The 14,044-nt window shown below is 36.2% G+C and carries 14 protein-coding genes; 9 read left to right on the forward strand and 5 right to left on the reverse strand.

Annotated features, from left to right (window positions below):
- The first annotated feature begins 299 nt into the window (after positions 1-299).
- From V7S79_RS08580 to nagA, 5 genes are all read left to right on the forward strand, one after another.
- Positions 300-767: a nuclear transport factor 2 family protein gene (locus V7S79_RS08580; protein WP_459490167.1), complete on the forward strand. Its 468-nt coding sequence runs from the start codon at positions 300-302 to the stop codon at positions 765-767.
- Positions 768-879: 112 nt separating this feature from the next.
- A complete protein-coding gene (locus V7S79_RS08585; RefSeq protein ID WP_459490168.1) occupies positions 880-2,223 on the forward strand; it encodes a Gfo/Idh/MocA family protein in 1,344 nt (447 codons plus the stop codon).
- Positions 2,224-2,226: 3 nt separating this feature from the next.
- Positions 2,227-3,363 (forward strand): acyltransferase family protein, encoded by a 1,137-nt coding sequence (locus V7S79_RS08590; RefSeq protein ID WP_459490169.1) that lies wholly within the window; start codon positions 2,227-2,229, stop codon positions 3,361-3,363.
- A 12-nt stretch (positions 3,364-3,375) separates the two neighbouring features.
- Entirely contained in the window at positions 3,376-4,122 is a 747-nt protein-coding gene (locus V7S79_RS08595) for a glucosamine-6-phosphate deaminase (protein WP_459490170.1), read from the forward strand.
- Between the two features lies 1 nt (position 4,123).
- The gene (gene nagA / locus V7S79_RS08600) at positions 4,124-5,326 is read left to right on the forward strand and encodes an N-acetylglucosamine-6-phosphate deacetylase (protein WP_459490171.1); all 1,203 of its coding nucleotides are present in this window, start codon (positions 4,124-4,126) and stop codon (positions 5,324-5,326) included.
- On the opposite strand, the gene V7S79_RS08605 is transcribed toward nagA, so the two are convergent.
- Genes V7S79_RS08605 through V7S79_RS08615 form a run of 3 tightly spaced genes read right to left on the reverse strand, consistent with a single transcriptional unit; the run spans position 5,310 to position 8,359 of the window.
- The gene (locus tag V7S79_RS08605) at positions 5,310-6,032 is read right to left on the reverse strand and encodes a 3-keto-disaccharide hydrolase (protein WP_459490172.1); all 723 of its coding nucleotides are present in this window, start codon (positions 6,030-6,032) and stop codon (positions 5,310-5,312) included. The genes nagA and V7S79_RS08605 overlap by 17 nt on opposite strands.
- A gap of 4 nt (positions 6,033-6,036) precedes the next feature.
- Positions 6,037-7,023, reverse strand: a complete 987-nt coding sequence (locus V7S79_RS08610) for a Gfo/Idh/MocA family protein (RefSeq protein ID WP_459490173.1) — start codon at positions 7,021-7,023, stop codon at positions 6,037-6,039.
- Between the two features lie 16 nt (positions 7,024-7,039).
- Positions 7,040-8,359 carry a sugar MFS transporter gene (locus V7S79_RS08615; RefSeq protein WP_459490174.1) on the reverse strand — a complete coding sequence of 440 codons (1,320 nt, stop codon included), beginning with the start codon at positions 8,357-8,359 and terminating at the stop codon, positions 7,040-7,042.
- A 157-nt stretch (positions 8,360-8,516) separates the two neighbouring features.
- On the opposite strand from V7S79_RS08615, the gene V7S79_RS08620 reads away from it, so the two are divergent.
- Entirely contained in the window at positions 8,517-9,926 is a 1,410-nt protein-coding gene (locus V7S79_RS08620; RefSeq protein WP_459490175.1) for a Gfo/Idh/MocA family protein, read from the forward strand.
- Positions 9,927-9,984: 58 nt separating this feature from the next.
- On the opposite strand, the gene coaBC is transcribed toward V7S79_RS08620, so the two are convergent.
- On the reverse strand, positions 9,985-11,175 hold the full coding sequence (gene coaBC / locus V7S79_RS08625) for a bifunctional phosphopantothenoylcysteine decarboxylase/phosphopantothenate--cysteine ligase CoaBC (RefSeq protein ID WP_459490176.1): 1,191 nt from the start codon (positions 11,173-11,175) through the stop codon (positions 9,985-9,987).
- Between the two features lie 51 nt (positions 11,176-11,226).
- Here coaBC and panC point away from each other — a divergent pair, with 51 nt between their 5' ends.
- Positions 11,227-12,102 (forward strand): pantoate--beta-alanine ligase, encoded by an 876-nt coding sequence (panC, locus tag V7S79_RS08630; RefSeq protein ID WP_459490177.1) that lies wholly within the window; start codon positions 11,227-11,229, stop codon positions 12,100-12,102.
- A complete protein-coding gene (gene panB, locus V7S79_RS08635) occupies positions 12,080-12,895 on the forward strand; it encodes a 3-methyl-2-oxobutanoate hydroxymethyltransferase (protein WP_459490178.1) in 816 nt (271 codons plus the stop codon). The genes panC and panB overlap by 23 nt, the downstream gene beginning before the upstream one ends.
- On the opposite strand, the gene panD is transcribed toward panB, so the two are convergent.
- Positions 12,892-13,242: an aspartate 1-decarboxylase gene (panD, locus tag V7S79_RS08640; RefSeq protein ID WP_459490179.1), complete on the reverse strand. Its 351-nt coding sequence runs from the start codon at positions 13,240-13,242 to the stop codon at positions 12,892-12,894. The two genes, panB and panD, sit on opposite strands and share 4 nt — an antisense overlap.
- Positions 13,243-13,276: 34 nt before the next feature.
- Here panD and V7S79_RS08645 point away from each other — a divergent pair, with 34 nt between their 5' ends.
- On the forward strand, positions 13,277-13,993 hold the full coding sequence (locus V7S79_RS08645) for a type III pantothenate kinase (protein ID WP_459490180.1): 717 nt from the start codon (positions 13,277-13,279) through the stop codon (positions 13,991-13,993).
- Positions 13,994-14,044: the final 51 nt, after the last annotated feature.

Genomic DNA, 14,044 nt, shown 5'->3' on the forward strand with positions numbered 1-14,044 from the left:
TCCCTTTCCTACCACTTTTGGCTTCGGTGCTTCGACAGACTTAGCAACCGTGTTCAGCAACCGTGCTCAGCCAACGCTATTTATTCTTGGATTAACTTGCAACAAATAAGTTTTTTGGTTTCTTTTTTTTCAAAAAAAGAAATACCATAGAAAATGAATTAGCCAGAAAATTGCATTTTTGGCAAGAAAAAACACAATTAAATTTAATTTAGCTACAATTATTGGAAAGATCCAGAACTTTATTTTTTAACCCTTAATTCGCATTATTAAATTTATTTCAAAACTCTTAAATTAGTTTTATGAAAACTATCTACAATTTTGGCTTATTAGTAATACTGTTGTTTGGCCCATTTTATGTTCAAGCAACAAATCATTCAGGGAATGATGAAAAGGAAAATATCAAAGCGGTTATTTTAAAAACTTTTTCGGCCATGAAATCCGTAGATTCGGTGGCTTTAAAATCCTGCTTTACACCCAATGCTGTTTTACATGTCAGTCAAATAAGACCAGAAGGAAACATCATTCGTGAAGTGCCCATTGCTAAGTTTGTCCAAAATGTAATGACTAGAAAGTCCGGTGATTTGGATGAGCGAGTGATCTCATGGGGTGAAATTTTGGTAGATCATGAAATTGCAAGCGCTTGGGTTCCTTATGAATTTTATTTAAATGGCAAGTTTACCCACAAAGGCGTCGATGTTTTTTTATTCATTAAAGTTGGGGATGAATGGAGAATTCAAACTTTGATGTATAACATGCAAAAAGAGTGATATAGAATATGGATTTGTTTTTTATCAATTGTTTCCTCTTTGAATTTTAATAAAATATATATAAATAGTCGAATAAATTCGTAATCTTTAGGAACTTTTTAACCTATATATTATGAAAAATTCAAGAAGAACCTTTATTCAAAAGGCCTCATCTGGAGCATTTGCTTTGACTTTGGGCGGTATGCTTCCTTCCTTTTCAGCAAAAAGTTATCAAAATATTTTGGGTGCCAACGAAAAAATTAGAGTCGCTTGCATGGGTGTAAATAGTCGCGGATTGGCTGTTGGTAAAAATTTCGCTCATCAGAAAAATTGCGAAGTTCTTCATGTATGTGACGTCGACTCGCGCGCTGCAGATATTTGTATCGATGCCATTCAGAAAATCCAAGCGTTTAAACCTAAAGCAACACCCGATTTCAGGAATGCTTTGGAGGATAAAGATTTGGATGCTCTAATTGTAACTGCTCCTGATCATTGGCATGCACCTGCAGCTATGTTAGCTTGTTCTGCGGGAAAACACGTGTATTTAGAAAAACCATGTAGCCATAATCCCAATGAAGGTGAAATGTTGGTAAAGTCTGCCGCGAAACACAAACGTGTATTGCAAATGGGAAACCAGAGAAGATCTTGGCCCAATGTTGCTGCGGCCATTGCTGAACTTCATGCTGGAGTAATTGGTCGGCCCTATTTTGCCAAAACATGGTACACCAATAATCGTCCATCCATCGGAATAGGCAAAGAAACGGCCGTGCCAGCATGGTTGAACTATGATTTATGGCAAGGACCGGCTCCTAGAAAACCATTTAAAGATAATTTGATTCATTATAATTGGCATTGGTTTTGGCATTGGGGAACAGGAGAGGCGTTGAACAATGGAACACACATGGTCGACTTAGCTAGATGGGGCTTAAATGTTGAATACCCTTCTAAAGTGAGTTCCTCAGGTGGAAGATATATGTATAAAGACGATTGGCAAACGCCAGATACACAAGTAATAAATCTTGAATTTGAAAATAATACGATGATTTCTTGGGAAGGAAGGAGTTGCAATGGCAAATCCATTGAATCCAACAGTGTTGGGATTATTTTTTATGCAGAGCAAGGAAGTATGGTGATTGAGAGCGGAAATTCATATAAAATTTACGACCTTAAAAATAATTTGGTGAAAGAGGTGAAAAATAATTTTAATGTAGATGCAAGAAATCTTTCAGATCCTTCTCAAAATTTAGATGCGCTTCATATTTTGAATTTTTTTGATGGTATTCGTTTAGGTTCTACTTTGAACTCCGATATAGTGAGTGGTCACCAAAGTACACTTTTGGTTCAGTTGGGAAATATTTCTCAGCGCGTAGGCCGTTCTTTAGCTATTAATCCAAAAAACGGACACATTTTGAATGATAAAGAAGCCATGAAATATTGGTCGCGTGAATACGAAGCTGGTTGGGAACCTAAAATTTAACCTATGGCAAATTCATCAAATTTATTGGAAAAGCGAGAGGATTTTTTGAACAATCGATTGTATTCATTAGATGCTCTTAGGGGATTTGATCTATTTTGGATTATAGGGGCAGAAGATATCGTTCATGGTTTATCTAAAGTGACCAATTCTTCCTTTTTTCAAGCTTTTTCTGATCAGCTTCGACATCCAGAATGGAACGGTTTTACTTTTTATGATCTAATTTTTCCTTTATTTATCTTTTTAGCAGGAGTTTCTACACCTTTTTCGGTTGGTAAATCTTTGGATAAGGGTGTTCCCCAACACCTGCTTTTGAAAAAAATCTTGATTCGTGGAGGCGTTTTGGTGATTTTAGGAATCTTTTATAACAATGGTTTCTCCATAAGAACTTTGGAAGATATTCGATTTTCCTCTGTTCTGGGACGAATAGGCATCGCTTATTTGTTCGCCAATATTTTATTTCTATATGTCAAACAACGTTGGTTATTCATTTGGTTTTCAGGACTTTTAATAGGGTATTATTTGATTTTGAAATTTACATCAGCTCCAGGTTTTCCCATCGGCGATTTAAGTATGCCTGGTAATTTTGCTTCTTATGTGGATCGATTGATTTTGCCTGGTAAATTAAGTAAAGGAATTCACGATACGGTTGGTTTCTTTAATAATATTCCAGCTATATCAAATGCATTGGCTGGTATTATGGTGGGAGTGTTTTTGAAACAGACAAATCTCAATGGTAAACAAAAAACGATATATCTAGTGTGCTCTGGGTTCCTTTCTTTAGTTATTGCCCAAATTTGGAACTTGGACTTTCCTATTAATAAAAATCTTTGGTCTAGTTCTTTTGTGATGCAAACCGTCGGTTTTAGCCTCTTGTTGTTTGCGCTCTTCTATTATGTCATTGATGTTTTAGGCTACAAAAAATGGGCTTTCCCATTCCAAGTCATTGGCGTTAATTCAATTTTGATTTATCTTTCAGAGAAATTTATTGATTGGGAATTTACCGCTAAGTATTTTTTTGAATGGCTTATTCAATTAGCTGGTGAACCAAGTTTCATTGTTTATGTAGCTATTACCATACTGGCCCTTAAATGGCTTTTTTTACGATTATTATATCAGAAAAATATATTTTTACGCGTTTAACTATTCATTATTTTGAAAGTACATATCAGTAACAATTCAAAGGATTTAGGAGTTTCCGCTGGACTAATAGCGGCGGAATTAATTAAAAAAACGATACAGCAGAAAGGTTTTGCGAATATTATTTTAGCTACAGGGACGAGCCAATTTGAAACGATTCAACAATTAATTTCTGATGCTGAAATTTCTTGGGAAAGAGTTCAAATGTTTCATCTAGATGAATACATTGGCCTTCCGATAACACACAAAGCTAGTTTTCGAAATTATTTGGTGGAAAGATTTATTAAGCTAGTTCCCAACCTGAAAATAGCACATTTAATCAATGGAGAACTTGATCCTGAAACGGAATGCAAACGATTAGATGATTTGATTTTACAAAATCCCATCGATGTTGCTTTGGTTGGCATTGGCGAAAATGGACATTTAGCTTTTAATGATCCTCCAGCCGATTTTCATACAGAAAAACCCTATATCGTTGTTGATTTAGACGAAGCATGTCGTGCTCAACAAATGGGAGAGGGTTGGTTTGAAACAATGGATGATGTTCCAAAACAGGCAATTAGTATGTCGATTCAACAAATTCTTAAATCTGAATATATTGTTTGTTCGGTTCCTGATGAAAGAAAATCTCAAGCTGTGGCAGATTGTTTGACAAAAGGAGTATCTAATTTGTTTCCTGCTAGTATTTTACAAAATCATCCTCAAGTTGACTTATATTTAGATTCAAGTTCCGCTTCTCGACTTCCAGTTAATTTCCAATAGGATGGTAGGTAGAATTAAAATTTTTAATGGTCAAATCATACACCAAAATCGAATTCATTCGGGGGCTTGCCTTTTGATTGAAAATGGTAAAATATTAAATGTTGAAAGTCAAGATATAGATTTTCCAGGAGCAACATTGGTGGATGCAAAGGGGAATTTTGTCTCCCCAGGATTCATAGATATCCATATTCATGGCGGTGGTGGTGCTGATTTCATGGATGGCACCATGGAGGCATTTTTGCAGGTGGCGCAAACGCATGCAAAATATGGGACCACGTCAATGTTGCCCACTACTTTAACTTGTGAAAAAGAGGATTTAATTCAAACGCTTGAGGCTTATCAAAAAGCGCATTTATCTAATACCTTAGGTGCCGATTTTATTGGAATGCATTTAGAAGGGCCTTATTTTGCGGTTTCTCAGCGTGGGGCACAAGACCCAAAATATATCCGTGATCCTGACCCTAAGGAATACCAAGAAATATTGAATTCTTTTGATTTTATCAAGCGCTGGTCTGCTGCTCCTGAATTAAAAGGTGCGGTAGAATTTGGAAAATATATTAGCTCAAAAGGGGTTTTAGCAGCTATTGCACACACAGATGCCATATATGAAGAAGTGTTAGATGCCTTTCAGAATGGCGGATTTACTCTTGCTACCCACTTCTATTCTGCTATGTCTGGGGTGACGCGTAGAAACGCATTTAGATATGCAGGTGTTATAGAAACCGCTTATTTATTGGATGAAATGGATGTGGAAATCATAGCTGATGGTGTTCATTTGCCAGCACCCTTATTGAAATTGATTTATAAAATAAAAGGGCCGGACAGAATTGCGTTAATTACGGATGCGATGCGAGCTGCCGCAATGCCGGAAGGTGATTCGGTTTTGGGATCTTATAAGAATGGATTAAAAGTTATTGTGGAAGATGGAGTAGCCAAACTTCCAGACCGCACTGCTTTTGCAGGAAGTGTAGCGACAGCTAATCGTTTGCTAAAAAACATGTTGGAATTAGCTGAAGTTCCTTTAGTGGAGGCAGTTCAAATGATGACTAGCACGCCCGCTAGAATTATGGGTATTTCAAACCAAAAAGGATCATTTACCAAGGGTTCGGATGCCGATGTAGTGATATTTGATCCTCAAATTGAAATTCAGAAAACTATTGTAAAAGGTAATTTGGTTTATCAAAAATCTAATCCAACTCTTTGATTTTAATGTTTTTGAAGGCGACATTATGACCATGATCTTGTAATAATATATAGCCTTCATTTCGTTGATCATATCCAGTAATCGATTTAAATTTACTTTGTTGGAATCCAATTTTGAATTCCGGTGAATTTCTATTGACGCTCATAATTAGTTGATTATCCAAATAATGTTCGATCTGATCTCTTTTGACAACGATGCGAGAAGTATGCCATTTTCCAATTTTAACATCTGGTTTAGTCGGAGGAATGATGTTGTAAAGCGCACCTGTTTTATGGTCTTCAGGTAAGTGTTTATCATTATAAATAAAATCACGATCATCGATTAATTGGTATTCATACCCAATGAGGGAACTCGAATTACTTGGCTTTGTAGGAAGCTCTTCTACAAAATACTTGACTCCAGAATTCCCCAAATTCCCTAATTTCCAGTCAAAACGCAGATCAAAATTTTGGTATTTTTTGAGTGTGATAATATCTCCTCCATCACCTGATTCTTTTCCTGAAGATAGTTCTCCCAAAAGTTGTTGATTTTTGATGACCCAACCATGGGTAGGAAATTGTTTTTGATAGGCTCCTCTCCAGCCAGAAGTTGATTTTCCATCAAACAGAAGTTGAAAACCATTTTTTTCTTCCGAATGGCTCAATTTATTACTTTGACAGCCAAATAAGGCACAACTTAAACAAAAAATGACAAGTGTTTTTTTCATGATCTTACTCTTTGATTTTTGCTAATTCAACGCGTTTTCCTTGTAGTTTTTTACTTGTATCTGCGGCTTCCATAAATGCCAAAATGGCTAAAGTTTCCGTTTCTTCCACAGGTGGAATTCTTGTTTTGAAAAATTCAATGATTTTTACAAGAAGTGGGTCATATCCATTGTAGGGGCCTAAATGTAGAATGCCATTTTTGCCAAAAGCGGTTCCACCATAGTCTTGTTTACCGGATTTGATTCCCCTAAATGTACCAATTCTACCATCTGACCAGATTCCCGTGCAAATTTCTTGTTCTTCGGAAATGGTCCTTTGAACAGAGATGCAGTCAGGACCCATCGCCGTAAAAAGCATTTCTACTCCGTGTATTCCATACCAAAAAAGATCCGGATGTGTTTTTTCAAATTTCATTGGGCTATAGGTATCTGCTCCAGTGATAGCTCCAATTTTACCATCTTTAATATCTTGCATGCCCGTAGCATATCGAAGCGATGAAGAGGAAAAAATAGGTACTTTGTATTTTTTTGCTTCCTTGAAAATTGATTTTGCATCTTTCAATGAGGCTGCCATCGGTTTGTCTATGAAAGTGATTTTTCCTGCTTTAAACACTTCTATGGCTTGTTCCAAATGCAATCTTCCATCATTTGTTTCAAGCATGACAAAATCTACTTTGTTGAGCAATTCTTGGATGGAATCGACAATTTCAACACCCATTTTTTTTACTTCTTCTGTGTAGCCAGGAATTCTTTCTGAACTAGATATGATATCTTTACTTCCATGTGGATAAGCAGCGACAATTTTGTATCCATCATAAATTGGATTCGGAGAATTGGCATTCAATGCTTTGGTAAACGCAACACTATGGGAAGTATCTAAGCCAATGATGCCAATTCGCTTACCAGAAAATGAATCTGAATGGAAAGCTAGTCTAGAAAATGGTAAACTTAAGCCAGTTAATGCCAAAGGAACCATAAAATTTCTACGTGTCATTTTTTCTCTCATCATATTATTTTCTATGTTTCCATTTTTTGATTTTATGCCCCTTCATGGCATAAAAAATTAAGTAAAGATAACAAGGTAGTAAAACCGCATAAGCAGATTTTAAGTCATAAGCGTCTGCAAAATGTCCATAAATAAGAGGCAAAATGGCATTTCCACATAGTCCCATGATTAAGATAGAAGCCCCAATTTTGGTGAACTTCCCTAAACCATCCAAGGCCAATGGCCATATTCCTGCCCAAATCAGCGAGTTTGCTAAACCTAAAGCCACTACAAACCAAATACTTAAATCCGTTTTTAAACCGATAATTTCTACCGTCCCATGGCTAACTAGAATACCCAAGCTAAAAATAAATCCTAAAATAGTGCAAATCCGTAAAGCATTGACTTGACTGATCAAACGTGGAATGCAGATAATTCCAAGTATATATCCGCAAATTGTTGCGGCAAGTGTGAAGGAAGGGAAAATTTTTGCCTCAATAAGTGGAATATTCATGGATCCAGCATATCCGATTACTGTATCAATGGCAATGACTTGGGTGCCTACATGTAAAAAGATAGCCATAGCTCCAAGTATTAAATGAGGAAATTGTAGAATATTGTTTTTGGAGGAATTGATTTGTGCTACTTCTTCACTTTCTTGATCAGTTTCAATTTCTGGCAAAGGCGAAAATCTTACCGAAAGCCCGAGTAAGAATAATAAGATACCTACAAAAAAATAAGGTTCAATGACTCTGGAGATAAGCTCATTTAAAGCGTTGTTTCGATTTTCGCCAGTCATGAAAGCTAAGTTTTTGAATAAATCGCTATCGGTTGCTTTCAAAATAACTGCTGCAAAAACCAAAGGTGCTAAAATGCCGGCTCCTTTATTGCAAATACCCATGATACTGATTCTTTGGGCAGCCTTTTCTTTCGGTCCTAGTAAGGTGATGTATGGATTTGCAGCGGTTTGTAAAATGGCTAATCCAGTCCCCAATGTGAATAAACCCACTAAAAACAAAGGATATGTTCGGCCCATTGCTGCAGGAATGAAAATAAAGGCACCTATTGACATAATCCAAAATCCCAACATCATTCCTCTCTTAAATCCGATGGATTTTAAAAGATAGGAGGATGGAACGGACATGATAAAATAGGAAATGTAAAATGCAAAAGTGACGAAATATGCTTCAAAATTGCTCAATTCACAAGCAATTTTAAAATAGGGGATTAAAATGGAATTAGCCCATGACACAAATCCAAAAATGAAAAACATCATTGCAATCAGCATGATAGAAATTTGGGTATCTCTTTGGGTTAAGGAGCTGACCGCTACGGGATTTTTCATTTTTTAATAGGTTTTTCTAAGAGGTATTAATTTATACTGATTTTTTTAAAGATGCAATAAAATTGGTAATTTGAGATAAATTCAAGAAAATAATGTACATAATGAAGAGAGGTTAATTTTTTCACTATGCTCAAAAACCTATTTAATCGAAATAAACATGAAAAATAATCGTCGAGATTTTCTTAAAATGGGAGGTCTCTCTGCCATTGGATTAACTCATTCCTTTTCGTCTACTGAAGCTGGAAATATTGCTGAAGACCAGATTAATCAATTAATGAAAAAAACCAAGCAGACTTTTAATATGTCTGGATTTGCTGCTCCAAAAATAGATACCGTTCGAATTGGATTTATTGGATTAGGCAATCGCGGTTCAGGTGCAATTACCAGAGTAAATCGAATAGCGAATGTAGAAACAGTGGCTATTTGTGATATTCGACCAAGTAAAGTGGACAGTGCGCTGAAAGCTTTGAAAAAAATGAATATTAGTCCTGTTACTTATACAGAAAAGGAGGAGGCCTGGAAAGAAATGTGCCAAAGGCCTGACATCGATTTGATTTATATTACTACCCCTTGGTATTTGCATACCCCAATGGCTGTATATGCCATGCAACATGGAAAACATGTGGCGTGTGAGGTGCCTGCCGCAACTACTTTAGAAGAATGTTGGCAATTGGTAGAAACATCAGAAAAAACGAAAAAGCATTGTATGATGCTTGAGAATTGTTGCTATGATTTTTTCGAATTATTGACACTCAATATGGCTCGTCAAGGCTATTTTGGTGAGTTGTTGCACGTGGAAGGAGCGTACATTCATGATCTATTAAGTGCTAACTTTAAGCAGGATCAATATTATGATAATTGGCGTTTAAAAGCGAATTTGAAAAATGGAAATTTATATCCTACACATGGTTTAGGGCCTATTTGTCAGCTTTTGAATGTAAATAGAGGAGATCAAATGGACTATTTAGTTTCAGTTCAATCCGATGATTTTTCGATGCAAAAAATGGCTAAAGAAATGGCTGAAAAAGATCCTTATTACAAACAATTTGTGGATAAAAAATTCCGTGGTAACATGAATACCACTACCATTAAAACCCATCATGGTAAAACAATCATCGTACAACACGATGTTTCTAGTCCACGTCCTTATTCGCGTATACATTTATTAAGTGGAACAAACGGAGTTGCCATGAAATATCCTGAACCTAGAATATCGGATCATCATCACGATTGGATTAAGCCAGAACAAATGGCAGAAATGGAGAAAAAATATGCTCCACCCATTGTTGCTAAAATTGGCGAATTAGCCAAGCAAATTGGAGGTCACGGAGGTATGGATTTTATGATGGATTGGCGTCTAATTGATTGCTTGAGAAATGGATTACCTTTAGATCAAGACGTATATGATGCTGCGTTATGGAGCTCTATCGTGCCTTTAAGTGAAATATCGGTGAATAATCGTTCCAAGTCGATGGATGTTCCAGATTTTACTAGAGGATCTTGGAAAACCAATCAACCTGTTGATATCAGTTTAAGTCAAGGAGGAAATACGGGAGTTAGGACTTAACATGAAAGGATAACAATTTGTCTTAGTGTTAAAAAAATGATTTTAACACTAAGGCTTTTTAGAAAAAATTCACTTGGATTTCCTCTAAAATTTGTTTCGCAATTTCAGATTTACTTGTCAAACCCATCTCGGAAATTGTACCATCCTTAAAAAACATTTTTACTTGGTTGGTGTCTGTACCAAATCCAGCACCTTGATCATTCATCGAATTTAATACGATGGCATCTAAGTTCTTAGCGTTTAATTTTTCCAAAGCATAGTTGGTCTCATTCTGAGTTTCTAAGGCAAAACCAATGACTATTTGATGTGTTTTTTGTGAAGATAAATGAGCCAAAATATCGATGTTTTTTTCTAATTCAATCGACCAATTTGCTTTATTTTTTTTGATTTTATCATTGGAAATATCCTTTGCTCGATAATCCGCTACTGCAGCAGAGGCAATGAATAAATCGCAATCAGGAAAGATTTCTTGCATTTTAGCGAACATTTCTGCTGCTGAAACGACATGGTGAACTTTTATGGCAGGAAACTTGGGTAATAAATGAGTTGGTCCCAACACCAATTCAACCTCAGCTCCTTTTAAAAAACCGGCTTCTGCCAAAGCGATTCCCATTTTACCTGTCGAATGATTTGAGATATATCGTACAGGGTCTATGGCTTCCTGCGTAGGTCCTGCATTGATGACTATTTTTTTACCTCTGAATTCCTCGCTTCTACCTATTTGAGCTATTACTGCCTGTAAAATTTCCTCTGGTTCGGCTAATCGACCTTCTCCGATTAAACCACTTGCTAAAAATCCATTTCCCGGTTGAACGATTTGGTTTCCGTAGGAAATTAATTTTTCTATATTTAAATGGGAAGAAGGGTGTTTAAACATATCCTCATCCATGGCAGGGGCAATCATTATTGGACAACGAGCAGATAAATACGTAGCAATCAAAAGATTGTCACATAAGCCATTCGCCAATTTTGATAGTGTATTAGCTGTTGCAGGAGCAATGACCATCAGATCAGCCCAAAGTCCTAATTCCACATGATTGTTCCACTTATTTTCTTTGTGAAAGTCAATCCAAACAGGATTCTCTGATAAAGTAGATAGGACCAAAGGTGAAACAAAATCTTTCGCAGCTGAGGTCATGATAACTCGTACTTCAGCGCCTTCTTTTTTTAATAAACGAACTAAAAGAATTGCTTTATACGCAGCGATACTTGCACTAATACCAATAATAATTTTCTTACCTTTCAGCAATTTGATGGGGATTTGTACAAAATTAAATACTTTTACCTCAAAATCCGCTTTATGTTAATCTTTCATTCTAAAAGTGATTTACAAAATCATTTAGAAACTCTCCGATCTGAAAATAAAAAAATTGGTTTTGTGCCAACCATGGGAGCCTTACATTTAGGCCATCTTTCTTTAATTGCACTTTCAAAGGAGTCGAATGATGTGACTGTATGTAGTATTTTCGTGAATCCTACTCAGTTCAATGACCCCAAAGATTTTGAAAAATATCCCTCAACCATTGAAGCGGATAAACAATTATTGATTTCAGAAGGTTGCGATATTCTTTTTTTTCCGACTGTCGATGAAATGTACCCCAATGGATTGAATGAAAATAAGCATTTTGAATTAGGGGAATTGGAGCAAATTTGGGAAGGAGAGCATCGGCCTGGGCATTTTCAAGGAGTTTGTTTAATTGTTGAAAAATTGCTTCAACTGGTCTTACCGGATACCCTTTTTTTAGGCGAAAAGGATTTTCAACAGGTGGCAGTTTTAAGGAAAATGATTGCCCAACATAAAGATTTATCCAACATTCAGGTTTTGACCGGAAAGACCATTCGAGAAGCAGATGGATTAGCCATGAGCAGCAGAAATTTAAGGTTGAATCCAGAGGAGAGAAAACAGGCTTTAGCTATTTACAAGGGTTTTCAATTCATTCAAAAAGGTATTTTGAACCATTCATTTGATTTAAATGAGTTGAAAAAACAGTTCGAAGATCAGTTATACCAAAATGGCTTTCATAAAATAGATTACATAGCATTTGTTGAACCCAATGAAATGAGAGAAATTTCTCAACTACAATTTTCATTTTTGGTGATTGTAGCAGCGTTTTTAGGGCAGGTTCGATTGATAGATAATTTTTACTTGACTCATGAGCATACACAAAGAATTTAAAAAAATTACGACCCAAAGTTTACAACTAATGAAGTCGAGACAAGAGAAAATCTCGATGTTAACTTGTTATGACTTCACCATGGCTAAAATTTTGGATCATGCGGGCATTGATGTGTTATTGGTGGGCGATAGTGCAAGCAATGTTATTGCTGGCCATGAAACAACCTTACCCATTACTTTGGATCAAATGATTTATCATGCTCAATGTGTGGTAAGAGGTGCAAATAGAGCCTTGGTGGTTGTGGATTTGCCTTTTGGCTCTTACCAAAGTAATTCGGAAGTCGCATTGGCATCGGCAATCCGAATCATGAAAGAAACGGGCGCACATGCCATTAAAATGGAAGGCGGTCTAGAAATTATTCAAAGCATAAATAAAATTGAGGGAGCTGGAATACCTGTGATGGGACATTTGGGATTAACACCTCAAAGTATCTATCAATTTGGGAGTTATGAAGTTAGAGCCAAAGAGAAAGAGGAGGCTCAAAAATTGATGTCAGATGTTCAATTATTGCAAGATGCGGGTTGTTTTGCCATTGTTTTGGAAAAAATCCCATCTAGCTTAGCAAGTGAAATATCTCAATCCATCCAAATACCAATTATTGGAATAGGGGCTGGTGCGGATTGTGATGGACAGGTTTTGGTGGTGCACGATATGTTGGGATTGAACAATGATTTTCATCCTAGGTTTGTGCGTAAGTATTTAAATTTAGAAGAGAGCATTGGAAATGCTGTGAAATCCTACATCAGTGATGTCAAAACACAGCAATTCCCTAATGCATCGGAGTCGTATTAAACGAGTTGGTTTTGCTCGTTGGGGAAAATGACAGTTGGCTTAAATGATTTTGCTTGTTCAAAATCCATGACCGCGTAAGAAATAATGATGACAATATCACCTACGACAGCTTTACGAGCCGCAGGTCCATTTAGGCAAACAATACCAGATCCTCTTTTACCTTTGATTAGGTAGGTTTCTAGACGTTCGCCATTGTTGATATTGACAACTTGTATTTTTTCGTGCTCTAGTAAATTGGCAGCATCCATTAAATCCTCATCTAAAGTGAGACTTCCTACGTAATCGATGTTAGCTTCCGTTACTTTTACGCGGTGGACTTTTGATTTTAATATTTGTATTTGGTACATGAATTCTTATTTTTAAGCTGCAAATATAGTAGAAATGATCGTATGTTTTGATTTTGGGAATACCTTGAAAAAAATGGCTTTGTATGAACAAGGCGATTTTGTATTATTTGAATATTTAACATCATTTGAGGAGGAGGAATTGTGGGCTTTGATTGGAAATTTTCAAATAGAGCAAATCATTATTTCAAGTGTGATAGAAATTCCCCATTCATATCTACAATTTTTATCCAGGATTGCTCCAGTGCGTTTATTGAACGATCAAGATGTATTGAAACATCTAAACTTTGGCGCTTATCAAATAGAGGGATTGGGAATGGATCGAAAGATATTGGCAATAGGAGCAATTAGTCAATATCCACAGCAGGATTGTTTGATTATATCAATGGGTACTTGTATTACCTATAATTGGGTGTCAAAAGATCAAGAATTTAAGGGAGGGGTGATCAGTTTGGGTTTGGAAATGCGCGCGAAGGCATTGCATCAGTTTACTGAAAAATTACCTCATATCGATTGGACAACTTTTTCAAATGACTTGGAATTCGGAAAAAACACCCATGAGAATTTAGCCTTAGGAATCGTAAAGTCGGTTCAATTTGAAATGAACGGGTTCATTCAAGCCTTCAAAAATAATTGCCCTACAGGTAAAGTCATTTTAACTGGTGGAGATGCGGTTTTTATGGATAGGATTTTAGGCGATTCAACTCTTATGTTGAATGAACATTTGTTATGGTGGGGTTTGGTGGGGGTATAGCACCCAATTAAATTAATTATTGAAATGCTATTGTTGTGATTTTAACACAAA

This window comes from Aquirufa sp. ROCK-SH2, from assembly GCF_054558315.1.

Excerpts from the sequence above, each read along its gene's own strand:
- V7S79_RS08580 (WP_459490167.1), top strand. The coding sequence starts at position 300 with ATGAAAACTATCTACAATTTTGGCTTATTAGTAATACTGTTGTTTGGC.
- V7S79_RS08585 (WP_459490168.1), top strand. The coding sequence starts at position 880 with ATGAAAAATTCAAGAAGAACCTTTATTCAAAAGGCCTCATCTGGAGCA.
- V7S79_RS08590 (WP_459490169.1), top strand. The coding sequence starts at position 2,227 with ATGGCAAATTCATCAAATTTATTGGAAAAGCGAGAGGATTTTTTGAAC.
- nagA (WP_459490171.1), top strand. The coding sequence starts at position 4,124 with ATGGTAGGTAGAATTAAAATTTTTAATGGTCAAATCATACACCAAAAT.
- V7S79_RS08605 (WP_459490172.1), bottom strand. The coding sequence starts at position 6,032 with ATGAAAAAAACACTTGTCATTTTTTGTTTAAGTTGTGCCTTATTTGGC.
- V7S79_RS08610 (WP_459490173.1), bottom strand. The coding sequence starts at position 7,023 with ATGACACGTAGAAATTTTATGGTTCCTTTGGCATTAACTGGCTTAAGT.
- V7S79_RS08615 (WP_459490174.1), bottom strand. The coding sequence starts at position 8,359 with ATGAAAAATCCCGTAGCGGTCAGCTCCTTAACCCAAAGAGATACCCAA.
- V7S79_RS08620 (WP_459490175.1), top strand. The coding sequence starts at position 8,517 with ATGAAAAATAATCGTCGAGATTTTCTTAAAATGGGAGGTCTCTCTGCC.
- panC (WP_459490177.1), top strand. The coding sequence starts at position 11,227 with ATGTTAATCTTTCATTCTAAAAGTGATTTACAAAATCATTTAGAAACT.
- panB (WP_459490178.1), top strand. The coding sequence starts at position 12,080 with ATGAGCATACACAAAGAATTTAAAAAAATTACGACCCAAAGTTTACAA.
- panD (WP_459490179.1), bottom strand. The coding sequence starts at position 13,242 with ATGTACCAAATACAAATATTAAAATCAAAAGTCCACCGCGTAAAAGTA.
- V7S79_RS08645 (WP_459490180.1), top strand. The coding sequence starts at position 13,277 with ATGATCGTATGTTTTGATTTTGGGAATACCTTGAAAAAAATGGCTTTG.